Origin of the sequence: Streptomyces sp. NBC_00019, from assembly GCF_045041015.1 — a bacterium.
In the GTDB taxonomy this organism is placed as follows: Bacteria; Actinomycetota; Actinomycetes; order Streptomycetales; family Streptomycetaceae; genus Streptomyces.
The window spans coordinates 3,836,226-3,860,403 of sequence record NZ_CP108302.1 but is presented as its reverse complement, the minus strand read 5'-3'; the positions used below and the strand labels follow the sequence as shown (position 1 = coordinate 3,860,403).

At 68.7% G+C, this 24,178-nt stretch carries 19 protein-coding genes; 16 read left to right on the top strand and 3 right to left on the bottom strand.

The features are described from left to right. Window positions 1-34 precede the first annotated feature (34 nt). Together OHU89_RS18295 and clpX are read left to right on the top strand one after the other, a co-directional pair. The gene (locus OHU89_RS18295) at window positions 35-715 is read left to right on the top strand and encodes an ATP-dependent Clp protease proteolytic subunit (RefSeq protein ID WP_323185170.1); all 681 of its coding nucleotides are present in this window, start codon (window positions 35-37) and stop codon (window positions 713-715) included. A 178-nt stretch (window positions 716-893) separates the two neighbouring features. Next, window positions 894-2,183, top strand: a complete 1,290-nt coding sequence (gene clpX / locus OHU89_RS18290) for an ATP-dependent Clp protease ATP-binding subunit ClpX (RefSeq protein WP_266892431.1) — start codon at window positions 894-896, stop codon at window positions 2,181-2,183. Between the two features lie 74 nt (window positions 2,184-2,257). Here the strand turns inward: clpX and OHU89_RS18285 are convergent, their stop codons facing one another. Beyond that, entirely contained in the window at window positions 2,258-3,193 is a 936-nt protein-coding gene (locus tag OHU89_RS18285; protein ID WP_405644217.1) for a hypothetical protein, read from the bottom strand. Window positions 3,194-3,329: 136 nt separating this feature from the next. On the opposite strand from OHU89_RS18285, the gene OHU89_RS18280 reads away from it, so the two are divergent. From OHU89_RS18280 to OHU89_RS18225, 12 genes are all read left to right on the top strand, one after another. Then, window positions 3,330-5,954 carry a valine--tRNA ligase gene (locus tag OHU89_RS18280; RefSeq protein ID WP_405644215.1) on the top strand — a complete coding sequence of 875 codons (2,625 nt, stop codon included), beginning with the start codon at window positions 3,330-3,332 and terminating at the stop codon, window positions 5,952-5,954. Between the two features lie 173 nt (window positions 5,955-6,127). Then, entirely contained in the window at window positions 6,128-7,612 is a 1,485-nt protein-coding gene (locus OHU89_RS18275) for a folylpolyglutamate synthase/dihydrofolate synthase family protein (protein ID WP_266892437.1), read from the top strand. Window positions 7,613-7,621: 9 nt separating this feature from the next. Beyond that, window positions 7,622-7,978 carry a DUF4233 domain-containing protein gene (locus OHU89_RS18270; protein WP_266892439.1) on the top strand — a complete coding sequence of 119 codons (357 nt, stop codon included), beginning with the start codon at window positions 7,622-7,624 and terminating at the stop codon, window positions 7,976-7,978. Between the two features lie 64 nt (window positions 7,979-8,042). Beyond that, the gene (gene ndk, locus OHU89_RS18265) at window positions 8,043-8,456 is read left to right on the top strand and encodes a nucleoside-diphosphate kinase (RefSeq protein WP_059205347.1); all 414 of its coding nucleotides are present in this window, start codon (window positions 8,043-8,045) and stop codon (window positions 8,454-8,456) included. A gap of 296 nt (window positions 8,457-8,752) precedes the next feature. Further along, window positions 8,753-9,772 (top strand): rod shape-determining protein, encoded by a 1,020-nt coding sequence (locus tag OHU89_RS18260; protein WP_030601536.1) that lies wholly within the window; start codon window positions 8,753-8,755, stop codon window positions 9,770-9,772. A gap of 161 nt (window positions 9,773-9,933) precedes the next feature. After that, window positions 9,934-10,881, top strand: coding sequence for a rod shape-determining protein MreC (gene mreC / locus OHU89_RS18255; RefSeq protein ID WP_405644212.1), 948 nt, complete (start codon window positions 9,934-9,936; stop codon window positions 10,879-10,881). Between the two features lie 13 nt (window positions 10,882-10,894). Continuing rightward, window positions 10,895-11,575, top strand: coding sequence for a rod shape-determining protein MreD (gene mreD, locus OHU89_RS18250; protein WP_405644210.1), 681 nt, complete (start codon window positions 10,895-10,897; stop codon window positions 11,573-11,575). An 80-nt stretch (window positions 11,576-11,655) separates the two neighbouring features. Continuing rightward, a complete protein-coding gene (gene mrdA, locus OHU89_RS18245) occupies window positions 11,656-13,908 on the top strand; it encodes a penicillin-binding protein 2 (protein WP_405644208.1) in 2,253 nt (750 codons plus the stop codon). Beyond that, the gene (gene rodA, locus OHU89_RS18240; RefSeq protein WP_405644207.1) at window positions 13,905-15,101 is read left to right on the top strand and encodes a rod shape-determining protein RodA; all 1,197 of its coding nucleotides are present in this window, start codon (window positions 13,905-13,907) and stop codon (window positions 15,099-15,101) included. The genes mrdA and rodA overlap by 4 nt, the downstream gene beginning before the upstream one ends. A gap of 21 nt (window positions 15,102-15,122) precedes the next feature. Continuing rightward, window positions 15,123-15,731: a hypothetical protein gene (locus tag OHU89_RS18235; RefSeq protein WP_405644205.1), complete on the top strand. Its 609-nt coding sequence runs from the start codon at window positions 15,123-15,125 to the stop codon at window positions 15,729-15,731. Between the two features lie 74 nt (window positions 15,732-15,805). Further along, window positions 15,806-17,305, top strand: a complete 1,500-nt coding sequence (locus tag OHU89_RS18230; RefSeq protein WP_405644204.1) for a CHAD domain-containing protein — start codon at window positions 15,806-15,808, stop codon at window positions 17,303-17,305. Between the two features lie 82 nt (window positions 17,306-17,387). Beyond that, a complete protein-coding gene (locus tag OHU89_RS18225) occupies window positions 17,388-19,361 on the top strand; it encodes a TIGR03960 family B12-binding radical SAM protein (protein ID WP_266892453.1) in 1,974 nt (657 codons plus the stop codon). Window positions 19,362-19,407: 46 nt separating this feature from the next. On the opposite strand, the gene OHU89_RS18220 is transcribed toward OHU89_RS18225, so the two are convergent. After that, window positions 19,408-20,250, bottom strand: a complete 843-nt coding sequence (locus tag OHU89_RS18220) for a hypothetical protein (protein WP_405644202.1) — start codon at window positions 20,248-20,250, stop codon at window positions 19,408-19,410. 551 nt (window positions 20,251-20,801) lie between these two features. Between OHU89_RS18220 and OHU89_RS18215 the strand changes: the two genes are divergently transcribed. Next, window positions 20,802-22,067, top strand: a complete 1,266-nt coding sequence (locus OHU89_RS18215; protein WP_405654545.1) for a glycosyltransferase family 39 protein — start codon at window positions 20,802-20,804, stop codon at window positions 22,065-22,067. A gap of 73 nt (window positions 22,068-22,140) precedes the next feature. On the opposite strand, the gene OHU89_RS18210 is transcribed toward OHU89_RS18215, so the two are convergent. Further along, window positions 22,141-22,932, bottom strand: coding sequence for a hypothetical protein (locus OHU89_RS18210; protein ID WP_405644201.1), 792 nt, complete (start codon window positions 22,930-22,932; stop codon window positions 22,141-22,143). A 214-nt stretch (window positions 22,933-23,146) separates the two neighbouring features. Between OHU89_RS18210 and OHU89_RS18205 the strand changes: the two genes are divergently transcribed. Continuing rightward, window positions 23,147-24,172 carry a hypothetical protein gene (locus tag OHU89_RS18205; RefSeq protein WP_405644199.1) on the top strand — a complete coding sequence of 342 codons (1,026 nt, stop codon included), beginning with the start codon at window positions 23,147-23,149 and terminating at the stop codon, window positions 24,170-24,172. Window positions 24,173-24,178: the final 6 nt, after the last annotated feature.

Here is a 24,178-nt window from a genome sequence, read left to right as displayed (position 1 = left end):
TCAGCCGACCGCCTCAGCCTCTAGGAGACAGAAAGTGAACGACTACCCCGGCAGCGGCCTGTACGACCGCACGCGCGCCGAGTACACGGGCCCCTCCGCGGAGTCCCGCTACGTCATCCCGCGCTTCGTCGAGCGCACCTCGCAGGGCGTTCGCGAGTACGACCCGTACGCGAAGCTCTTCGAGGAGCGCGTGATCTTCCTCGGCGTGCAGATCGACGACGCCTCCGCCAACGACGTCATGGCGCAGCTGCTGTGCCTGGAGTCGATGGACCCGGACCGTGACATCTCGGTCTATATCAACAGCCCCGGCGGCTCCTTCACCGCGCTGACTGCGATCTACGACACGATGCAGTTCGTGAAGCCGGACGTCCAGACGGTCTGCATGGGCCAGGCGGCCTCCGCCGCGGCCATCCTGCTGGCCGCCGGTACGCCGGGCAAGCGCATGGCGCTGCCGAACGCGCGTGTGCTGATCCACCAGCCGTACAGCGAGACCGGCCGCGGTCAGGTCTCCGACCTGGAGATCGCGGCCAACGAGATCCTCCGGATGCGCGCGCAGCTGGAGGACATGCTGGCCAAGCACTCGACCACGCCGATCGAGAAGATCCGCGAGGACATCGAGCGCGACAAGATCCTCACGGCCGAGGAGGCGCTCTCCTACGGTCTGATCGACCAGATCATCTCCACTCGGAAGATGAACAACGCATCCGTCCGCTAGTCGGAGGCTGTATTGTCTGCCGCCCCTTGGTCCGGTTCGTGTGCTTTGACACGCTGCACGTCAAAGTGAACCGCGCCAAGGGGGGCCCGAACGGGGGGCCCGGCAAGGTACCGTCGGAATAAGGCAGCACCAGGAGCCGCTGGACCTAGGCGTCTCCCAGGCGAAGGGGAAGCACACCGTGGCACGCATCGGTGACGGCGGCGATCTGCTCAAGTGCTCGTTCTGCGGCAAGAGCCAGAAGCAGGTCAAGAAGCTCATCGCAGGGCCTGGTGTGTACATCTGCGACGAGTGCATCGACCTCTGCAACGAGATCATCGAGGAAGAGCTCGCGGAGACAAGCGAGGTGCGCTGGGAGGAACTCCCCAAGCCTCGTGAGATCTACGAGTTCCTCGAGGGCTATGTGGTGGGCCAGGAGTCGGCCAAGAAGGCGCTCTCCGTGGCGGTGTACAACCACTACAAGCGCGTCCAGGCCGGCGAGAACGGCGGCGGCAGCGGCCGTGACGACGCCATCGAGTTGGCGAAGTCCAACATCCTCCTGCTGGGCCCCACGGGCTCCGGCAAGACGCTGCTGGCCCAGACGCTGGCACGCATGCTGAACGTCCCGTTCGCGATCGCCGACGCCACGGCGCTCACGGAGGCGGGTTACGTCGGCGAGGACGTCGAGAACATCCTCCTGAAACTCATTCAGGCGGCGGACTACGACGTCAAGAAGGCCGAGACCGGCATCATCTACATCGATGAGATCGACAAGGTCGCGAGGAAGAGTGAAAACCCCTCGATCACACGGGATGTGAGCGGCGAGGGCGTCCAGCAGGCGCTGCTCAAGATCCTCGAGGGCACGACGGCCTCGGTCCCGCCCCAGGGCGGCCGCAAGCACCCGCACCAGGAGTTCATCCAGATCGACACGACGAACGTCCTGTTCATCGTGGGCGGTGCCTTCGCGGGCCTGGAGAAGCTCATCGAGTCCCGGGCCGGCGCCAAGGGCATCGGCTTCGGCGCGACGATCCGCTCGAAGCGTGAGCTGGAGGCCAAGGACCAGTTCGAGGACGTCATGCCCGAGGACCTGGTCAAGTTCGGCATGATCCCCGAGTTCATCGGCCGCCTCCCGGTGATCACCTCGGTCCACAACCTGGACCGCGAGGCCCTCCTCCAGATCCTGGTCGAGCCTCGCAACGCCCTGGTCAAGCAGTACCAGCGCCTCTTCGAACTCGACGGCGTGGAGCTGGACTTCGAGCGCGAGGCGTTGGAAGCCATCGCCGACCAGGCCATCCTCCGCCAGACCGGCGCCCGAGGCCTCCGCGCCATCATGGAGGAAGTCCTCCAGGGCGTCATGTACGAGATCCCGTCCCGCAAGGACGTGGCCCGCGTCGTCATCACGGCGGACGTCGTCCACTCCAACGTCAACCCGACCCTGATCCCGCGCGATGCACGCAACGGACGGGGCCCGGGAGAGGCGAAGACGGCGTAACAGCCGCCGTACACACGGACGAACGAAGGGGCCCCGGTCAACTGACCGGGGCCCCTTCGCGGTTCAGCAAAACGTCAGGCCTTGACGCGGACTTCCTTGCGGAGCTTCGCCGTCATCTCGGCCGCCTTCACGGGGTCCGTGGCCTTGCCGGCGGCGATGTCCGAGTACTCCATGGGCATCACGAAGCCGAGCGTGCTGTGGTCACCCCAGACGCAGTACGTGACCTTCATTTCCTTGGCCATGCCGGCCGTCGCCTCGTCGGAGTTGTCGATCTTGGCGCCCTGGCACTTCAGGATCGCGCCCTCCAGCGAACTGGGCTTGTACTCCTTCGCGCTGCCCTCGAAGGTGACGTTCTCCTCGCCGGCGTCCTTCTTCATGAAGGCGAAGAAGCCGTCAACGGCCTTCTCGGGGTCGTCGATGGTGCCGTAGACGCCACCGAACTGGAGCATCTTGCCGCCCAGCGGGTTGCTCTCGTCCGTGACCTCGTAGCCGGCGCTGACGTCCTTGGGGTTCTTCACACCCCAGGACTCGGCGTCCTTGAGGTCTTCCTTCGTCATGCTGTCGCTGTCGCCGTCGGACTTCTTGTACTCGGTGAGCACGGTGCCCGGAGTCGTCAGCTTGTGCGCCCCGTCGTCCGCGATGTCCGATCCGCCGCCGTCCCCGCCACCGAGCAGGAGAGTCGCGCCCACGGCGATCGCGGCCACGACCGCCACCGCGCCGATGATGATGCCGATCTTCTTCTTGCCGCCCCCGCCCGGCACCGGCGGCATCGGGGCCGTGTAGGGCTGCTGACCGTACGGCTGCTGACCGTACGGCGGGGTCTGCGGCGGGACGCCGCCCTGCTGCTGCGGGTAGCCGTACCCCGGCTGCTGGGGCTGAGCGGGCTGCTGGGGGTAGCCGTAGCCGGGCTGAGGGGCCTGCGGCGGCTGCTGGCCGTACGGGCCCGGCTGACCGTACGGACCGGGCTGCTGGGGCTGCCCGCCGTACGGGCCCGGCTGGTTGTGACTCATTACTGGGTTCCCCTCCAGATGCTTATGTGTTCCGAACATCCTGGCGCAGGCACACGCGATGCATTGCATCGGGGGGCTCACCGTTACAGAACAAAGCCGTTTCGGGACATGCCCGCGACACCCCTAAACTGAGCCCGTGACCGAGAACGCTCAGCAGCAGCCATCAGCGCCCGACACCGAACTGCCGACCCAGTACGCGCCGGCCGACGTAGAGGGCCCGCTGTACGAGCGCTGGGTGGAGCGGGGTTACTTCGAGGCGGACGAGAAGAGCGACAAGCCGCCGTACACCATCGTCATCCCGCCGCCGAACGTCACCGGCAGCCTGCACCTCGGGCACGCCTTCGAGCACACCCTCATCGACGCCCTCACGCGCCGCAAGCGCATGCAGGGCTTCGAGACGCTGTGGCAGCCGGGCATGGACCACGCCGGCATCGCCACCCAGAACGTCGTCGAGCGTGAGCTGGGGAAGGAAGGGAAGTCCCGGCACGACCTCGGGCGGGAAGCCTTCGTCGAGCGGGTCTGGCAGTGGAAGGGCGAGTCCGGCGGACAGATCTCCGGACAGATGCGTCGCCTCGGCGACGCCGTCGCCTGGTCGCGTGAGCGCTTCACGATGGACGAGGGGCTGTCGCAGGCCGTCCAGACCATCTTCAAGCGGCTCTACGACGACGAGCTGATCTACCGCGCCGAGCGCATCATCAACTGGTGCCCCCGGTGTCTGACCGCGATCTCCGACATCGAGGTCGAGTACCAGGACGACGACGGCGAGCTCGTCTCCATCAAGTACGGCGACGGGGACGAGACGCTCGTCGTCGCCACCACCCGCGCCGAGACCATGCTCGGTGACACGGCCGTCGCCGTTCACCCGGACGACGAGCGGTACAAGCACCTGGTCGGCAAGCTCATCAAGCTGCCGCTCACCGAGCGTTCCATTCCCGTCGTCGCCGACACCCACGTCGACCCCGAGTTCGGCACCGGTGCGGTCAAGGTCACCCCGGCCCACGACCCGAACGACTTCGAGATCGGCCAGCGCCACGACCTGCCGGCCATCACGGTCATGGACGAGCACGCCGTGATCACGGCCCACGGCCCCTTCCAGGGCCAGGACCGCCTCGAGGCCCGCTCCGCCATCGTCGCCGCCCTGCGCGCCGAGGGCCGGATCGTCGCCGAGAAGCGGCCGTACGTCCACTCCGTCGGCCACTGCTCGCGCTGCAAGACCACCATCGAGCCGCGTCTGTCCATGCAGTGGTGGGTCAAGGTCGGCCCGCTCGCGAAGGCGGCCGGTGACGCGGTCCGCGACGGCCGCGTCAAGATCCACCCGCAGGAGATGGAGAAGCGGTACTTCGACTGGGTCGACAACCTCCACGACTGGTGCATCTCACGGCAGTTGTGGTGGGGCCACCGCATCCCGGTCTTCTACGGCCCGAACGGCGAGGTCGTCTGCGTCGGCCCCGACGAGGAGCCGCCCACCGGTGAGGGCTGGCGTCAGGACACCGACGTCCTCGACACCTGGTTCTCCTCGGGCCTGTGGCCCTTCTCGACCCTCGGCTGGCCCGAACAGACCGAGTCGCTCGCGAAGTTCTACCCGAACTCCGTCCTGGTCACCGGCTACGACATCCTCTTCTTCTGGGTCGCCCGGATGATGATGTTCGGCCTGTACGCGATGGACGGCACCCCGCCGTTCCACACCATCGCCCTGCACGGCATGGTCCGCGACCAGTTCGGCAAGAAGATGTCGAAGTCCTTCGGCAACGCGGTCAACCCGCTGGACTGGATGGACAAGTACGGCAGCGACGCTCTGCGCTTCACCCTCGCCCGCGGCGCCAACCCCGGCGTCGACGTCCCGATCGGCGAGGACTGGGTCCAGGGCTCCCGCAACTTCGCCAACAAGATCTGGAACGCCACGCGCTTCGCGCTGATGAACGGCGCGACGGTGGACGGGCCCCTGCCGGACCCGTCGGCGATGTCGGCGACGGACCGCTGGATCCTCTCCCGCCTCAACTCCGTCGTCGCCGAAGTGGATGCGCTCTACGAGGACTACCAGTTCGCGAAGCTCTCCGACGCCCTCTTCCACTTCGCGTGGGACGAGGTCTTCGACTGGTACGTCGAGCTCTCCAAGACGACGTTCCAGGCGGGCGGAGAGCCGGCCGAGGTCAGCAAGCGCGTCCTGGGCGAGGTCCTCGACGTCACCCTCAAGCTGCTGCACCCGGTGGTCCCGTTCGTCACGGAGACCCTCTGGACCACCCTCACCGGCGGCGAGTCGGTCGTCATCGCCGACTGGCCCAAGGACTCGGGCTTCCGCGACGACGCGGCCGAGCGCGAGATCGAGGCCCTCCAGTCCGTCATCACCGAGGTCCGCCGCTTCCGCGCCGACCAGGGTCTCCAGCCCGGCCAGCGCGTCCCGGCCCGTCTGACCCTCGACGGCACGGCCCTGGCCGCGCACGAGGCCGCCATCCGCCAGCTCCTCCGGCTCCAGCCGGAGGGCGACGCCTTCACGGCCACGGCGACCCTCCCGGTCTCCGGCGCCGAGGTCGCCCTCGACCTCTCCGGCACCATCGACGTCGCGGCGGAGCGCAAGCGCCTGGCGAAGGACTTGGCAGCGGCTGAGAAGGAGAAGTCCCAGGCCAACGCCAAGCTCGGCAACGAGGCGTTCCTGGCCAAGGCCCCGGACAACGTCGTGGACAAGATCCGTGGCCGCCTGGCAAAGGCGGACGAGGACATCGCCCGTATCCAGTCCCAGCTGGACAGGCTGCCGCAGGCGTAGAGGTTTGTACGGCGCGAAGGGCCCCCGGAGTCTTCTGGACTCCGGGGGCCCTTCGCGCCCCTCAGGGGCGCGGGGAACTGCGCGGCCAGCCACAACGCACTCGCACCCGCCAGACTTCACGGGCCACCCCACTCCATAGGCACTCTCTAGGTCCCCCTCCGTAGACTGACCCCGTGAGCGACAGCGACCCCTTCGACGAGATCATCGACGCCGAGACAGACCGCGACCCCGACCTCGCGGTCATCGAGGCCGGCAGCCGCACCCTGCGCACCCAGGGAGGACCGCCGGAGGCAGACGTGCCGACGCGCCCCCAGGACCCCGAGGTCGACAAGGCGCTGCGCGAGGTCGAGGCGGAACTCGCCACGCGCTGGGGCGAGACCAAGCTCGAGCCCTCCGTCAGCCGTATCGCCGCGCTCATGGACGTCCTGGGTGAGCCGCAGCGGTCGTACCCCTCGATCCACATCACCGGGACGAACGGCAAGACCTCCACCGCCCGCATGATCGAGGCCCTTCTCGGCGCCTTCGAGCTGCGCACCGGCAGGTACACCAGCCCCCACGTGCAGTCGGTCACCGAGCGCATCAGCCTCGACGGGGCGCCGATCTCCGCCGAGCGCTTCATCGAGACGTACGAGGACATCAAGCCGTACATCGAGATGGTGGACGCGCAGCAGGAGTACCGGCTGTCGTTCTTCGAGGTGCTGACCGGCATGGCGTACGCCGCCTTCGCCGACGCGCCCGTGGACGTGGCCGTCGTCGAGGTCGGGATGGGCGGCACCTGGGACGCGACCAACGTCATCGATGGTGACGTCGCCGTCGTGACCCCCATCGACCTGGACCACACCGACCGGCTCGGCGAGACTCCCGGCGAGATCGCCAAGGAGAAGGCCGGTGTCGTCAAGCAGGACGCGACCGTCATCCTGGCGCAGCAGCCGGTCGACGCCGCGCAGGTGCTGCTGAAGAAGGCCGTCGAGGTCGACGCCACCGTGGCCCGCGAGGGGCTGGAGTTCGGGGTCGTGGCGCGGCATGTCGCCGTCGGCGGACAGCTGGTCACCCTGCGCGGACTCGGCGGGGAGTACGAGGAGATCTACCTCCCGCTGCACGGTGCCTACCAGGCGCACAACGCCGCGGTCGCGCTCGCCGCCGTCGAGGGTTTCTTCGGTGTCGGCTCGCAGCGGCCCGAGCCGCTCGACATCGACACCGTCCGCAAGGCGTTCGCGGCCGTGTCGTCGCCGGGGCGGCTGGAGATCGTACGGCGCTCTCCCACCGTCGTGCTGGACGCCGCGCACAACCCCGCGGGCGCCCGGGCCACCGCCGAGGCGATCGGTGAGGCCTTCGACTTCAGCCGGCTGATCGGTGTGGTCGGGGCCAGTGGCGACAAGAACGTACGAGGTCTCCTGGAGGCCTTCGAGCCGATCTTCGCGGAGATCGTGATCACCCAGAACTCCAGTCACCGCGCCATGGACGCCGACGAGTTGGCCGCGATCGCCGTCGAGGTGTTCGGCGAGGAGCGCGTACAGGTCGAGCCGCGGCTGCCCGACGCGCTGGAGGCCGCGATCACCCTGTCCGAGGAGGAGGGCGAGTTCGCGGGCGGCGGTGTGCTCGTCACCGGTTCCGTCATCACCGTCGGCGAGGCCCGGCTGCTGCTGGGGAAGGGCTGAATCCCAAGAATGCGTACTCTCTGTTCATCGACCCTGATCGGCGAGTTCTTCATCATCGGCTTCGCCGGTCTGGTCGCGATGAAGGACGAAGACCTGTCCACGGCCACGGTGTGGACGGTCAGCGGCATCGCCATGTTCCTGTGTCTGGCGCTGTGCGGTGTGATCACCCGGCCCGGCGGCGTCGCGCTCGGCTGGGTCCTGCAGATCTCCCTGATCGCCTCCGGGTTCGTGGTGCCGACGATGTTCTTCCTGGGCGTGGTCTTCGCGGCGCTGTGGTGGGCCTCGGTGCACTACGGGCGGAAGGTCGACGAGGCGAAGGCGAGGTTCGCCGCGCAGGCCGACTCCACTACACCTGACGCTGCGTGACCGGCCGGCGGACACGCCGGGTAACCTCATCACCCCGCACACTTTTGATCGCAAGGAGTCTCACGTGAGCCAGCGCACCCTCGTCCTCCTCAAGCCCGACGCCGTCCGTCGTGGCCTGACCGGCGAGATCATCAGCCGTATCGAGCGCAAGGCCGGCTGGCAGATCACCGCGCTGGAGCTGCGCACCCTGGACCAGGACACGCTGGAGCAGCACTACGGCGAGCACAAGGGCAAGCCCTTCTACGAGCCGCTGGTGGAGTTCATGGCCTCCGGCCCGGTCGTGGCGCTGATCGTCGAGGGTGAGCGGGTCATCGAGGGCGTGCGCGCGCTGGCCGGCCCCACCGACCCGATCGCCGCCGCCCCCGGTTCCATCCGCGGGGACTTCGGTGTGATCGTCCGCGAGAACCTGATCCACGCCTCCGACTCCGAGGAGTCCGCCGAGCGCGAGGTCAAGATCTTCTTCCCCGGGCGTGCGTAGGTTTCGTGGCTTTTTCTGACGGGGCGTCATGGTGCCCGTCGGTCTGACCTGGGGCGGCCGTATCTTTTCGGCCGTCCTTTGGCATATGCGTGCCGATCGGGGGAACGGGTGCCCCCGATGGACCGTCTCCACAAGCGCGGCGGCGTTCCATCTGCTGACAATGGCGAAGACCCTCGCGCGGTGTTCGCGTAGGCGCCACTACGATGGAAGTCTTCACGTCACCGCACCCACTTCGCCGACCTGAAAAAGCCCTCAAAGCTCCCGGGAAGGCCAGACGAATCCTGATGGGGAACTCAATGTCGTTCATCGGCCGTGACATGGCTGTCGACCTCGGGACCGCCAACACGCTGGTGTACGTCAGGGGTCGCGGGATCGTACTCAACGAGCCGTCCGTCGTCGCGATCAACACCAACACCGGTGGCATCCTGGCGGTCGGCGCCGAAGCGAAGAAGATGATCGGGCGCACGCCCGGCAACATCGTTGCCGTACGTCCGCTGAAGGACGGCGTCATCGCCGACTTCGAGATCACCGAGCGGATGCTGCGCTACTTCATTCTGAAGATCCACAAGCGGCGGTATCTCGCGAGGCCGCGCGTCGTCGTGTGTGTGCCCTCCGGCATCACCGGTGTCGAGCGCCGTGCCGTCATCGAGGCGTCGTCCCAGGCCGGGGCCCGCCAGGTGCACATCATCGAGGAGCCCATGGCGGCCGCCATCGGTTCCGGCCTGCCGGTCCACGAGGCGACGGGCAACATGGTGGTGGACATCGGCGGTGGCACGACGGAGGTCGCGGTCATTTCGCTCGGCGGGATCGTGACCGCCCAGTCCATCCGGGTCGCGGGCGACGAGTTGGACAGTTCGATCATCCAGCACATCAAGAAGGAGTACTCGCTCCTCCTCGGTGAGCGGACGGCCGAGCAGATCAAGATCACGATCGGTTCGGCGTACGACCTCGACGCTGACGAGCACACCGAAATCCGCGGCCGGGACCTCGTCTCCGGGCTGCCCAAGACCGTCGTCATCTCAGCCGCCGAAGTCCGCAAGGCGATCGAGGAACCCGTCAACGCGATCGTGGACGCGGTCAAGACGACCCTCGACAAGTGCCCGCCCGAGCTGTCCGGCGACATCATGGACCGCGGAATCGTTCTGACCGGCGGCGGCGCCCTGCTGCGCGGCCTCGACGAGCGGCTGCGGCGCGAGACCGGCATGCCGATCCACATCGCCGAGGACCCGCTGGACAGCGTGGCGCTCGGCTCCGGCAAGTGCGTGGAGGAGTTCGAGGCGCTCCAGCAGGTGCTGGACGCCCAGCCGCGCAGATGACGTAACTCTTCGATTCCGCCGTACGAGATGATCTCCTCTCGTACGGCGGATCGTTGATATAGAGGCATAAGCTCGCCCATAGGCATCCGCGAGCCTCTGTACACCCACACCACATACCTGAACACCTGCACATTCCTATGAGGAAGGCACGGCCGCCGCACGTGAGGGACACACGAGAGAGCCGGCTGCTCCTGGTGCTGCTGATCGCCATCGCGTTCGCACTGATCACGGTGGACATCCGCGGCGGGGAGGATTCGCCGGTCGACGGTGCCCGCCAGGCCGCGGCCACGGTTTTCGGCCCCATCGAGGACGGTGTGTCGTCCGCCGTGAACCCGGTCGGCAACGCGGTCTCCGCGATCCGCGACTCCGGCGAGCGGCACGACCGGCTCGCCGCGCTGGAGAAGGAGAACGCGGCCCTCAAGGCGAAGCTCGGCAGCGACGACCGCAACTCCAGCCGCCTCAAGCAGCTGAACTCGATGCTGAAGGTCGCGGGCGAGGGTCAGTACGGCATCAAGGGCGCCGAGGTCATCGCCATAGGAGCGGCCCAGGGCTTCTCCTGGACCATCACCATCGACGTCGGCTCCAACGACGGCATCAGGCGCGACATGACCGTCCTCAACGGCGACGGACTGGTGGGGCGCGTGACGACCGTCGGCCCGAACACCGCCACCGTGCTCCTCGCCAACGACCCCGACTTCACCGTCGGCACCCGCATGGAGGCCAGCGACGAGCTCGGCTTCGCCTCCGGACAGGGCGACCGCCCGCTGCGCGTCGAACTCCTCAACGGCAAGGCCGAGATCAAGAAGGGCGACCGCCTCGTCACCTTCGGCTCCCAGGCCGACAAGCCCTTCGTGCCCGGTGTCCCCGTCGGCATCGTCTCCCGCGTCGACCCCTCCGGCGGCGACCTCACCCGCACCCTCTACGTCACGCCGTACGCCAGCTTCACCAAGCTCGACATCGTCGGCGTCGTCGTCGAGGCCCCGAAGAAGGACCCGCGCGACACGGTGCTCCCCGACAAGCCGAAACCGACCCCCACGCCGACGGTCACCGTCACGGTCACCCCGTCCGCGAACGCCCCTGTCGACGGCCAGCTCGAGCAAGAGCAGTAGGAGCTGATTCCCCTTGCGCGTCAACCGGATCCTGCTCTCCACCTCCCTCGTCGTCGTCGCCCTGGTCCTCCAGGTCAGCGTCCTGTCCCGGCTCCACCTCCCGGGCGCCGTCCCGGACGTGCTGCTGCTGACCGTCCTCGGTCTCGCGATGGTCTACGGCCATGTCGGCGGCGCCCTCGTCGGCTTCGGCGCGGGACTGCTGGCCGACCTCGCGCCGCCCGCCGACCACGCCGCCGGGCGCTACGCGCTGGTGCTGTGCGTCATCGGCTATCTGGCCGGGCTCGCCAAACCGGAGAACGGCAGACTCAAGTCGGCCACCGGCCCGATGCTCGTCGTGGTCGCCGCCGCCGTCGGCACGACCCTGCTCTACGCCGGTGTCGGCGCCCTCGTCGGCGACACCGCCGCCCGTCATGTCGGTCTCGGCAGCCTGCTGTTCACGGCCGCGCTGTACGACCTGCTGCTCGCACCCTTCGTCGTCCCCGGGATCATGGCGCTCGCCCGCCGCGCGGAGAACGACCCCCTCGCAGAGACCAGCACCTCCGCCAAGAAGGCCACCGACATCTCCTCCGGGTGGCTCTCCTCCGGCACAGGCCTGAAGATCGGCGGTCAGCGGGGCGGACTCGGCGCGCTGAAGACCAGGGCCCGGACCCGGACCGCGCGCGTCGGCCGCATCAAGGGGGTCAAGCGGCTGTGAGTACGCGCGCGTTGGCGGGCCGCGTTCACAGGTTCGCCGTATATGACACGTACACACACTGAGAGGGGGCGGCAGCCGCAGTGACCAACATCCCCGAGACCGGTCGGACTCCACGGGTCCAGATCAGGCTCATCGTGATCCAGATCCTCGTCCTGTCCCTCCTCGGCACCCTCGGCGGGCGCCTGTGGTACCTCCAGATCCGCGAGGGCGACGAGTACGCGAAGGAGGCGTCCGGCAACCACGTCCAGCAGGTCGTGGAACCCGCCGTCCGCGGCTCGATCCTCGACGCGCGCGGAGTGCCGATCGCCGACAACGAGACACGGCTGGTGGTCTCCGCCTCCCGCACCGACCTGCTGAAGATGAAGGACGACGGCAAGGCCGTCCTCACCAAGCTCGCCGGTGTCCTCGGCATGAAGCCCGCGGAGGTCATGCAGAAGGTCCGGCTGTGCGACGCCGAGACCCCCCAGCCCTGTTGGAACGGCTCGCCGTACCAGCCGATCCCCATCACCGACGAGGCCACCGCCAAGCAGGCCCTGCAGATCCGCGAGCGCGCCGAGGACTTCCCCGGCATCACCGCCGAGCCCGAGGCCGTACGCCGCTACGCGAGCCCCGGCAAGGCCAACACCGCCCAGGTCCTCGGCTATCTCTCCCCGGTCACCGACGAGGAGATCACCCAGGCCCAGGACACCGACTCGCCCTACCTGCGCTCCGACCAGGTCGGCCGCAGCGGCCTGGAGCGCAAGTACGACAAGGAGCTGCGCGGCAAGGCCGGCGTCACCCGCTACGAGGTCGACAACCTCGGCCGCGTCATCGGCCAGGCCGCCAGCGACGAGGCGCAGCCCGGCTCCAACCTCGTCACCAGCATCGACGCCCGCGTCCAGCGGGTCGCCGAGTACGAACTGAACGACGCGATGAAAAAGGCCCGCGACGTCTTCGACGACAACACCGGCGAGAACTACAAGGCCGACTCCGGTGCCGTCGTCGTCATGGAGGCCAAGACCGGCCGCGTCGTCGCCATGGCGTCCAACCCGTCGTACGACCCGAACGCCTGGGTCGGCGGCATCTCCGCCAAGGACTACACCAAGCTGACGGGCAAGGGCTCCAACTACCCGCTGCTCAACCGGGCCATCCAGGGCCAGTCGGCACCCGGCTCCATCTTCAAGGTGGTCCCGACCGCCGCCGCGATCAACGCCGGGTACTCCTTCGACGGCCCCTACAACTGCTCGAGTTCGTACTCGATCGGCGGCCAGGTCTTCAAGAACTTCGAGACCAAGGGATACGGCCCGATCAGCCTCGGCCGCGCCCTGGAGGTCTCCTGCGACACCGTCTTCTACCGGCTCTCCCACGAGGAGTGGAAGAAGGACGGCGGCACCAAGCCGAAGAAGGACGCCAAGAACTGGTTCTACAAGACGGCCCACCAGTTCGGCCTCGGCGCCGAGACCGGCATCGACCTGCCCAACGAGGTCACCGGCCGTATCCCGGACCGCAAGTGGAAGCTCGACTACTGGAAGGCCAACAAGGACGTCTGGTGCAAGACCGGCAAGAAGGGCGGCACGTACGCCGAGCAGATCGCGTACGAGAACTGCCTCGAAGGCAACCTGATGCGCGCCGGTGACTCCGTCAACTACTCCATCGGCCAGGGCGACACCCTCGTCACCCCCATCCAGATGGCCACCATCTACGCGGCGATCTCCAACGGCGGCACCCTCTACACGCCCTCCGTCGGCAAGGCCATCGTCAGCGCGGACGGCCAGACCGTCGACGAGATCAAGCCCAAGGCGCACGGCAAGCTGCCCATAAGCCAGAAGACGCTGGCCGAGATGGACGACGCCCTCGCGGGCGTCGCCACCCGCGGTACCGCCGCCTGGCGGTTCGCCGACGTCGGCTGGCCGCAGGACAAGATCCCGATGCACGCCAAGACCGGTACCGCCGAGGTCTACGGCAAGCAGACGACGTCCTGGTTCGCCACGTACACCAAGGACTACACGGTCGTCATGACGATCTCCCAGGGTGGTACGGGCTCCGGCGCCTCGGGCCCCGCGGTCCGCAACATCTACGACGCGCTGTACGGCGTCTCCGACGACGGCACGATCAACAAGAAGAACGCCCTGCTGCCCACCCCGACGAAGAGCCTCCCGAAGGTCCAGACGGACGGCACCATCAAGTCGCCGAAGGTCTCCAAGGACCCCGGCAAGGAGCAGCGGGTGACCCAGGAGGGCGCCCCCGAGCCCGACGAGACACAGCTGGCGGCGACCGTCGAGAAGCCGGCGACAGGCAACCGCAACACCCGCAGGCGGCGCCGCAGGCGAGGTAGCCGGAGGATGTGCACATGACCGGCAACAGCTTCTCCGTCTCCGGCTACGGGCCCGAACGGGCGGGCTGGACGCGGCTGTTCGCCCGCGACTCGCTCGCCCGCCGGCTGGACTGGCCGATACTGTTCGCGGCCCTCGCCCTGTCGATGATCGGCTCGCTGCTGGTCTTCTCGGCCACCCGCAACCGCACCGAGATCAACCAGGGCGACCAGTACTACTTCCTCTTCCGCCACCTCATGAACACCGGCATCGGGTTCGCCCTGATGATCGGCACCGTCTGGCTCGGCCACCGCGCCCTGCGCACGGCCGTGCCGATCCTCTACGGCGCCTCGGTGTTCCTGATCCTGATGGTGCTCACCCCGCTCGGCTCCACGGTCAACGGCGCCCACTCGTGGATCGTCGTCGGCGGCGGCTTCTCACTCCAGCCCTCGGAGTTCGTGAAGGTCACGATCATCCTCGGCATGGCGATGCTGCTGGCGGCCCGCGTCGACGCGGGTGACAAGCAGTACCCCGACCACCGCACCGTCCTTCAGGCGCTGGGTCTGGCCGCCGTACCGATGCTCATCGTCATGCTGATGCCCGACCTCGGGTCGGTCATGGTCATGGTCATCATCGTGCTGGGCGTGCTGCTGGCCTCGGGCGCCTCCAACCGCTGGGTCTTCGGCCTGCTCGGCGCTGGCACGATGGGTGCGCTCGCGGTCTGGCAGCTCGGCGTCCTGGACGACTACCAGATCGCCCGCTTCGCCGCCTTCGCCAACCCCAGCCTCGACCCGGCCGGTGTCGGCTACAACACCAACCAGGCGCGTATCGCGATCGGTTCGGGCGGGCTCACGGGCTCGGGGCTGTTCCACGGCTCGCAGACGACGGGCCAGTTCGTGCCGGAGCAGCAGACCGACTTCGTGTTCACCGTGGCGGGCGAGGAGCTGGGCTTCGTCGGCGCGGGCCTGATCATCGTGCTGCTCGGTGTCGTCCTGTGGCGGGCCTGCCGTATCGCCCGCGAGACGACCGAGCTGTACGGCACGATCGTCGCCGCCGGGATCGTGGCCTGGTTCGCCTTCCAGTCCTTCGAGAACATCGGGATGACGCTGGGGATCATGCCGGTCACCGGTCTGCCGCTGCCGTTCGTGTCGTACGGCGGCACGTCCATGTTCGCGGTGTGGGTGGCGGTCGGGTTGTTGCAGTCGATCAGAGTGCAGCGGCCGATGTCGGCGTAGCGCTGCCGTAGGGGGAGTGGAATGGCGGACGAGTACGTGGCCGTGTGCCCGGTCGGCGAGGAGCTGGTGAGCCGGCTTCTGGGGCTGGCGGAGCTGGATCTGGCCGACGCCGAGGCCGTGGAGGAACGGATACGCGAGGCCGGCTGGCCCGACTGGTCACAAGCGGTACAGGGGCCCGCGTACGAGGACACGCCGGACGTCCCCGACGCCACCCATGTCACCCCGGAGGGCCACTTCGTCACCGCCGACGGCGACGGCACGCTCCATCTGCCCTTCGCCTACCTCTACTCGGTCGACGGCGGCATCCTCGACGAGGACTGCTGGGGTCCCATACCCGGCTGGACCAGCCAGGAGGGCGGCTGGCGGCCGGAGTTCGACGCGCACTACGGCACCGTCGTCCAGCGCTTCACCGACCGGCTCGGCCTGCCGGACCACGACATCCGCCAGCCCAAGTACCACAGCCGGTACGTCAGCTGGCGTCTGGAACACAGCGTGGTGATCGTCGGGCAGGGCCCCGAACCGATGTCGTACCACCAGTTCGAGGACGCCCACATCCTCCTTGTCTCCCGGACGGCGAAGGACGCGCCGTTCCCGGAGGGCGAGGCGATGCGAGCGCTGGTCACCTCCTGATCCCCGGCAGTTCCCCCGGGATTCATGGTCGGCGCCCTCTGCCCTCGCGCCCCGACTGCGTCTAAGTTCAGTTCATGGCGGACACAAAGCGCGAGATCGAGCGGAAGTACGAGTCCGACGACAGCGGGCTGCCCGACCTCACCGGCGTCGCCGGGGTCGCAGCCGTCCTCGACAAGGGTGTCGCACAGCTGGACGCCACCTACTACGACACCCAGGGCGAACACCTCGCCGCGGCCTCGATCACCCTGCGCCGCCGCACCGGCGGCTCCGACGCCGGCTGGCATCTGAAGTTCCCCGTCTCGCCCGGTGTACGGGACGAGATCCAGACGGCCCTCTCCGACACCGTCCCGCGCGTCCTCACGGGCCTCGTCCGCTCGCGCGTCCGCGACCTCGAGCTGCTGCCCGTGGTCCGGCTGATCTCCGAACGGGACGTACGCCATCTCGTCGACGCCGACGGCGGGCTGCTCGCCGAGGTCAGCGTGGACGCCGTCCGCGCCGAGCGGCTCACCGGGGGCGACGGCATCGCCCAGTGGACCGAGATCGAGGTCGAGCTCGCCGACGGCGGCGACCCGGCCTTCCTCGACAAGGTCGAGAAACGGCTGAAGAAGACGGGCGTACGGCCGTCCGCGTCGGCCTCCAAGCTGGCCCGGGCGCTCGCGGAGACCGGCGGGGTGAAGCGGCGGAAGGTGGCCAGGAAGGCACCGGAGACCGCCGGAGACCACGTGATGGCCTACATCCAGGCCCAGCGGGACGCGATCGTCGAGCTCGACCCGGCCGTCCGGCGGGACGTACACGACTCCGTGCACCGCATGCGCGTCGCCACCCGGCGGATGCGCAGCGCCTTCAAGTCGTACGGAAAAGTCCTCGACCGCACCGTCACCGACCCGATCGGCGCGGAGCTGAAGTGGCTCGCGGGCGAGCTGGGCGTGGACCGGGACCAGGAGGTGCTGACGGAACGTCTGACCGTCGCCCTCGACGAACTGCCGCGTGTGCTGCTGACCGGCCCGGTCCGCACCCGGCTGCGCACCTGGTCGCACGCGCGGCACGGCGGATCGCGCCGCCGTCTGATCGCCGTACTCGACGGAAAGCGCTACCTGGACCTGCTGGCCACGCTGGACGCCGTGGTGGACGGGCCGCCGCTGCTGAAGGCGGCCGGCGGGCTGCCGTCGAAGGTGATCCCCAAGGCCGTACGGAAGGACTTCGGGAAGCTGACGGAGCTCGTCGAGCAGGCGGTGGAGCTGTCGCCCGGCGCCGACCGGGACCTCGCGATCCACGAGGCGCGCAAGAAATGCAAGCGGACGAGGTATTCGGCGGAGGCGGCGTCCAAGGTCCTCGGCGAGCCCGCCGTCGATCTGGTCCGCTCGATGAAGTCCCTCCAGGGCCTGCTCGGTGATCACCAGGACAGCGTGATGACCCGCGAGGCCCTGCGTGATCTCGCAGGTCAGGCGCACGCAGCGGGGGAGAGCGGGTTCACGTACGGGGTGCTGTACGGGCGCGAGGAGCGGCGGGCCGAGCTGGTCGAGCTGGACCTTCCCGTGACGTGGCCGTCGATCAAGGGCGCGATGGAGGTCTGAGCGGAAGGACGGGGGTGGTCCACGATCGCGTTACGCTAGATGGTCACCCCTGTCTGTCCAGCCCACCACGAAGGTTCGCGAGATGCCTGCCGAAGTCGCTGCGGCCGCCGAGTCTGTGTTTCCGCAGCTCGAAGCTCTGCTCCCGCATGTGCAGAAGCCGATCCAGTACGTCGGCGGAGAACTCAACTCCACGGTCAAGCCGTGGGAGTCCACCGACGTCCGCTGGGCGCTCATGTACCCGGACGCCTACGAGGTGGGCCTGCCCAACCAGGGCGTCATGATCCTCTACGAGGTCCTCAACGAGCAGGAGGGCGTCCTCGCCGAGCGCACGTACAGCGTGTGGCCGGACCTGGAGGCGCTGATGCGGGAGCACGCCGTCCCGCAGTTCACGGTGGACAGCCACCGGCCGGTGAAGGCCTTCGACGTGTTCGGTCTGTCCTTCTCCACGGAGCTGGGCTACACCAACATGCTGACGGCGCTGGACCTGGCGGGCATCCCGCTGGAGTCCAAGGACCGCGGCCTCGACGACCCCATCGTGCTGGCCGGCGGTCACGCCGCCTTCAACCCCGAGCCGATCGCGGACTTCATCGACGCGGCGATCATCGGCGACGGCGAGCAGGCCGTGCTCGACATGACGCGGATCATCCGCGAGTGGAAGGCGGAGGGCCGGCCGGGCGGCCGCGAGGAGGTCCTCTTCCGCCTCGCGAAGACGGGCTCGGTGTACATCCCGGCGTTCTACGACGTGGAGTACCTCCCCGACGGCCGGATCGGCCGTGTCGTACCGAACAAGTCCGGTGTCCCGTGGCGGGTGTCCAAGCACACCGTCATGGACCTGGACGAGTGGCCCTACCCCAAGCAGCCGCTGGTCCCGCTCGCCGAGACGGTCCACGAGCGCATGTCCGTCGAGATCTTCCGCGGCTGCACCCGCGGCTGCCGCTTCTGCCAGGCGGGCATGATCACCCGTCCGGTGCGCGAGCGCTCGATCACGGGCATCGGCGAGATGGTCGAGAAGGGCCTCAAGGCGACGGGCTTCGAGGAGGTCGGCCTGCTGTCCCTGTCGTCGGCGGACCACTCGGAGATCGGCGACATCGCGAAGGGCCTGGCGGACCGGTACGAGGAGGACAAGGTCGGTCTGTCCCTCCCCTCCACCCGCGTCGACGCGTTCAACGTGGACCTGGCCAACGAGCTGACGCGCAACGGCCGCCGCTCGGGTCTGACCTTCGCTCCCGAGGGCGGCTCGGAGCGTATGCGCAAGGTCATCAACAAGATGGTGTCCGAGGAGGACCTCATCCGGACGGTGGCGACGGCGTACGGCAACGGCTGGCGCCAGGTGAAGCTGTACTTCATGTGCGGTCTGCCCACCGAGACCGACGACGACGTCATGCAGATCGCCGACATGGCGATGAACGTCATCCAGAAGGGCCGCGAGGTCTCCGGCGCCAACGACATCCGCTGCACGGTCTCCATCGGCGGCTTCGTCCCCAAGCCCCACACACCGTTCCAGTGGGCGCCCCAGCTCTCCGCCGAGGACACCGACGCCCGCCTGGAGAAGCTCCGCGACAAGATCCGCGGCGACAAGAAGTACGGCCGCTCCATCGGCTTCCGCTACCACGACGGCAAGCCCGGCATCGTGGAGGGCCTGCTGTCCCGCGGCGACCGTCGTATCGGCGCCGTCATCCGCGCGGTCTACGAGGACGGCGGCCGCTTCGACGGCTGGCGCGAGCACTTCTCGTACGACCGGTGGATGCAGTGCGCCGACAAGGCGCTGGCCGACTTCGGCGTCGACGTCGACTGGTACACGACGCGCGAGCGCTCGTACGAGGAGGTCCTGCCCTGGGACCACCTGGACTCCGGCCTCGACAAGGACTGGCTCTGGGAGGACTGGCAGGACGCGCTCGACGAGACGGAGGTCGAGGACTGCCGGTGGACGCCGTGCTTCGACTGCGGGGTGTGCCCGCAGATGGACACGTCCATCCAGATCGGACCCACGGGTAAGAAGCTGCTGCCGTTGACGGTGAAGAACGCTGCCTCGGCCCCGGCCGGGCACGCTCACTGAGACGCGGGGTGTGTGGGGCCCTTCCCTGATGGGGAGGGCCCCCGTTTCATACCGGCTCGGGGCGGGGTGCGCCCACGGCGAGTCGGTCGCGGGCGAAGTCGCGGTTGGCGGTGACGCGTTCGCGATGGGCTTCGGGTAGTTTGCCGCCGTCCAGGAGTTGCTCGCAGCACTCCAGTGACTCGCGGTACGCGCCCATCCAGTAGGCCGACACCGCCAGTTCGTCCAGGGCCTGCCAGTCGTACCAGCCGTGTTCGACGAAGAGGATGTCGTCGGGCGGCGGGATCTCCGTCGCGCGTCGCGCGAACAGGTAGGCGAGCGGCCAGCGATTTCCCTGGACACGGCACAGGTGGGCGAGTTCGCCGAGGCGTTCGGCCCGGGTGGGCCGGTACTCGTGGGCCTCCAGGAAGCGGGCCATGACCTCGGGCGTCTTGCGCTTCAGCGTCTGGGCGAGGCGGGCGGCGTAGAGGCGGGCGCAGAACGCCTCCTCGGCGAAGCCGTCCATGGCCGCGCGCCGGTCGTAGGCGGCGAGCGCCTTCGCCGGTTCGTCGGCGTCGCGCCAGCTCTGGGCGAGGTAGAAGGCGTGCCGGGCGTTGTCCGGTTCCTTGGCGAGACCGTCCTTCAGGATCGCGGCGTCCCGCAAGTACTTCTTGCGCTCACTGCCCTGCAACCGCCCGCCGCCGCCCATGATGACCGTGCGCACGCCCTCGAGAGGCGCCCGGTCGAACCGGCCGTCGCACTCCAGGTACTCGTGCAGTACGCCGACGTACCGCCAGGGGAGCCGGGTCGACACCATCGTCGGGCGCCAGTGGACGACCGGGCCGTGGTGCACCGCGAAGTCGTAGCAGTCATGGGTCAGTTCCGGCATGGTGAAGCCGGGGTCGGTCTCCATCACATCGTCGGCGTCGATGAACAGGAGATAGCGCGCGCTCTCCCGCGCCCGTTCGATCGCCTCCGTGCGGCTCAGGGCGAAGCCTGTCCACGGGCTCTCGTACAGCGTTCCGGGCAGGCCGGCGAGTGTCTCACGGATGATGTCCTGGGTTCGTCGGTCGAGCCCGTGTCAAGGATCACCCACGTGTCGACGAGGGGGAGCACGGATTCGAGGCAGCGCCGGATCACATGCGCCTCGTTCTTGACGATCATATTAAGACAGACCGTTTTCATGGCTTTTTCTTTTCTCCGGCGGAAAGGGGCGGCTGGTGAATTTATCGAGCCTTGGCGGTCCGTACAAGAGGGCGCCGGTGGGTCGGGATGTATAAGTGGGGAGTTCCAGTCGCCGGACCGGAGATATTCCACTGGTAATCACCGCACGGCTCCCCACGGCTCGCGAAGAACCCCGGCCCGCCGACCCGACCCGACCCGACCCGACCCGACCCGACCCGACCCGACCCGACCCGGCCCGGCCCGGTCCGCGCGGCGCGGGTCGATGCTGTGGCTGTGGACATGGTGGGCCGGGACGCCTGCCGGATCCTGGCCACGCTGGGAAACGTCGACGCCGTACACGGCACGTATTACCTGCTGATGCACGGATGGGTGGAGCTGTTCGGGGATTCCGTTGTTTCCCTGCGGCTACCTTCGGTATTGGCTGTGGCGGGCGCGGCGGCCGTCATTGCTCTGATCGGGGACCGGCTCTTCGGATATCGCGCCGGAATTCTGGCCGGGTTTCTCTTCGCGATCTCACCGGTGGTGAGCCGCTATGGCCAGGAAGCCCGCAGCTACGCTCTGGTGATTCTCGCGGTCGCCCTCGCCACGCTCCTGCTGCTGCGGGCCCTGGACCGTCCGCGCAGCCCCTGGCGATGGGCCGGCTACGCACTCACGCTGGTCCTGACCGGACTCCTGCACTTGATCGCGCTGTCCGTCGTACTCGCCCACGCCTGTCTGCTCGCGGCTCATGCGCGGCAGGACCGCTCGCTGTGGTGGAAGGCCGCTCTGGCACTGGCGGCGGTCGCCGGGTGCGTCGTCCCGCTCGCCGTGCTCGGCACGTCCCAGGCCCAGCGTCAGCTGTACTGGGTGCCGGCGTCCGACGGCTGGGCCCTTCTCTCCCTGGCCCAGGGCCTGTTCGCCTCCGTACTGGGTGGTGGCGCCCTGATCGCTCTGGCTGTGCTGGCCCGCTCGCGGCACAGGGCTCCGCTGGTGCTGTGCGGTGCCTGGGCCCTGCTGCCTCCCCTTCTCGTCCGGGCCGCCTCCCACGGCGAGGTCTCCTACTTCCGCAGTGTCTACGTCCTCTTCACCCTTCCGGCCTGGGCCCTCCTGGCCGGTTCGGGGGTCGCCGCGGCCTCGCGTTCCTGGAAGACCGCCGCCGCCCTGGTCGCGACCCTGGCCGTGCTCACGCTGCCCGACCAGAGGCAGATGCGGCAGCCGTTCGAGCACGACGCCCCGGTGCCCCTCGACTACGCGGCGGCGGCCGATGTGATCAAGCGGTTCCACCGTCCCGGGGACGCCGTCGTCTACGACCGTGCGGACACCTGGAAGCTGGATGGCGGGGTGCAGTACTACCTGCCTCGCGACCTGCGGCTGCGCGATGTCTTCCTGGCGAGGACGCCGGCCGGGATCGACGACCTGTACGCGGTCCAGCGCTCCGTGCCGGACCTGTGCCTCAAGGACGAGCCGCGCATCTGGCTGCTGACGCAGGGGACGGGATTCCGCTTCAACGCCATCGGCCCCGCGCAGGCGGGCGCCTTGCAGCTGGAACGCACGGGCCGGCGGTAGACCCGGCAAGGGGAGTCGGGCAGTCGTGACGACCTGCGGGACACCCCTTGTGCGGTGTTCCGGGGTATCGGGGTTACGGGCTGACGTTCCTGCTGTTGTCAGCGCCTGGGAGCGGTTGCGAGGTGATGAGGGCCCAGGGATCGTCGCAGGTCAGCGTGGTGGTCATGGTGTTCACGTCGCATGTGGTCTCGTAGACCTGCCCCGTGGTGGTGATGACGTCGATCCGCACGTCCCCTTCCGTCTCATTGCCCTGGGCGTGGCCTTCGACGGAGATCCCGCAGGCGTTGTCCGGGTAGTCGGTGTTCGAGGTGAGGTCGGTCCACTTGAAGGGATGGGGGTCGTCCCCTGTGAGGTCACGAATACCCGCGTAGGCCCTGTTCGGGCCGCCCATGACCGGCGGGGTCAGTGCGGCGCGCAGCTCGAAGCTGTTGCTGTCCTGGGTGGAGTCGATTTCGGCACACGTGCTGGGGCCGGTGGCACCTGTCGCTCCCGTTGCCCCGGTGGCACCCGTCGCTCCGGTAGCTCCGTCCACGCCGTCCGCCCCGGTGGCTCCCGTCGCACCCTTCGGGCCGGTCGCTCCCTTCGGGCCGGTCGCCCCGGTCGCGCCCTTGCACTTGTCCTTGGGCTTGGGCTTGCTCTCGGGAACGTACGATTCCGCCGCCGACCTCGACTTGTGAGGGCGGCAGCTCTTGCCCCCTTGCTGCGTGGCAGTCGGCTTGTCGTCGGACACGGAGGCGGCGGCCGCAGCAGTGGGCGAGACCACTCCGGTCGCGAGGACCAGAGTGAGGGAGGCCGGCATCCCGGCCTTCCGGAATCTCGAGCGGGCCAGCGGACCGAGCGGCGACGGCGTCTGTCGGGAACTCATGGGCATGCTCCTCTTGCGCACAGCAGGCCGGGGATGTCCCGGCCTGCTGTGCGAGGGTGACCCGAGCGCCCAAGGCCAGCGGCTCTGCCCTCGGGGAACGCGCCGCTGTGTAGTAGGACGGTCTAACGAATTGCGGGATCCGGGTGGAGCAGACGTGACGGCATCGCAATCCGCGGGACGAATCCAGAGCGCCGGCCGCTGCGTCTTGGCCGGTATGGAACCGCAGAAGTCGTTGCCCCCGCCCCGGCAGCCCGAGGGCTGTCTCACCGCCGCCATCCGCATCCCGGTACGGATCGTCGTGCTCGTGCTGGTTGTGCCGGTGCGGATGGTGTGGGACGCGCTCGTGGTGGCGGGGCGGTTCCTGAACGACACCGTGCTGCGGCCGTTCGGGAGGGCGTTGCTGTGGGTCGCGCGGGCTGTCTTCGTGTGGCCGCTCGTGGGGCTGTGGCGGTATGTGGTCGTGCCGCTCGGCAAGGGACTGGGGTGGCTGGGGACGTACCTCGTCGTCGTGCCCCTGGTGTGGCTGTACCGGTATGTGCTCACTCCCGTCGGGCACGGCTTCGCGTGGGTGTACGCGCGTGTGCTCACGCCGATCGGGCACGGAGTCATGTGGGTGACGCGGGGGATCGGGCTCGGGCTGTACACCGCCGTGGCCTGGCTGGCGCGGTACCTCGTCGTGGTGCCCGCCCTGTGGGTGTACGAGTGGATCCTCACGCCCATCGGGCACGGCATGCTCTGGATCCTCCGGGGCATCGGCATCTGCCTGTACTGGATCGCGCGCGTGCTCCTCGTGCTGCCGGCGCTCGCGCTGTGGCGGTGGGTGCTCACGCCCGTCGGGCGGTTCCTGGCCGTCGTGGGGCGGGAGGTGTGGGACGCGCTCGGGCACGCCTGGCGGATCGCCGGGCACGTCTCGCTCGCCGTCGGACGGTTCCTCGGAACCCTCTTCCGGTGGATCTTCGTGGAGCCGGTGCGGTGGGTGTACCGGACGCTGCTCACGCCGGTCGGGCATGTGGTGCGGGACCTCGTGCTGCGGCCCGTCGCCGAGGCCGCGCGCAGTGTGGGGCGGGCCACGCGGCAGGCGCTCGCCGCCGCCCGGGAGACCGTACGGCAGGCGCGGGCCGACTTCCGGCGGATGCTCCTCGGGGAGCCCCGGAAGACGGTCGGGGTGGACCGACGGGAACCGTCGGGCCGCGAGACACGTACTCTTGGTAGCAGTACGACCGCACTCACGAAGGACTGAACGACA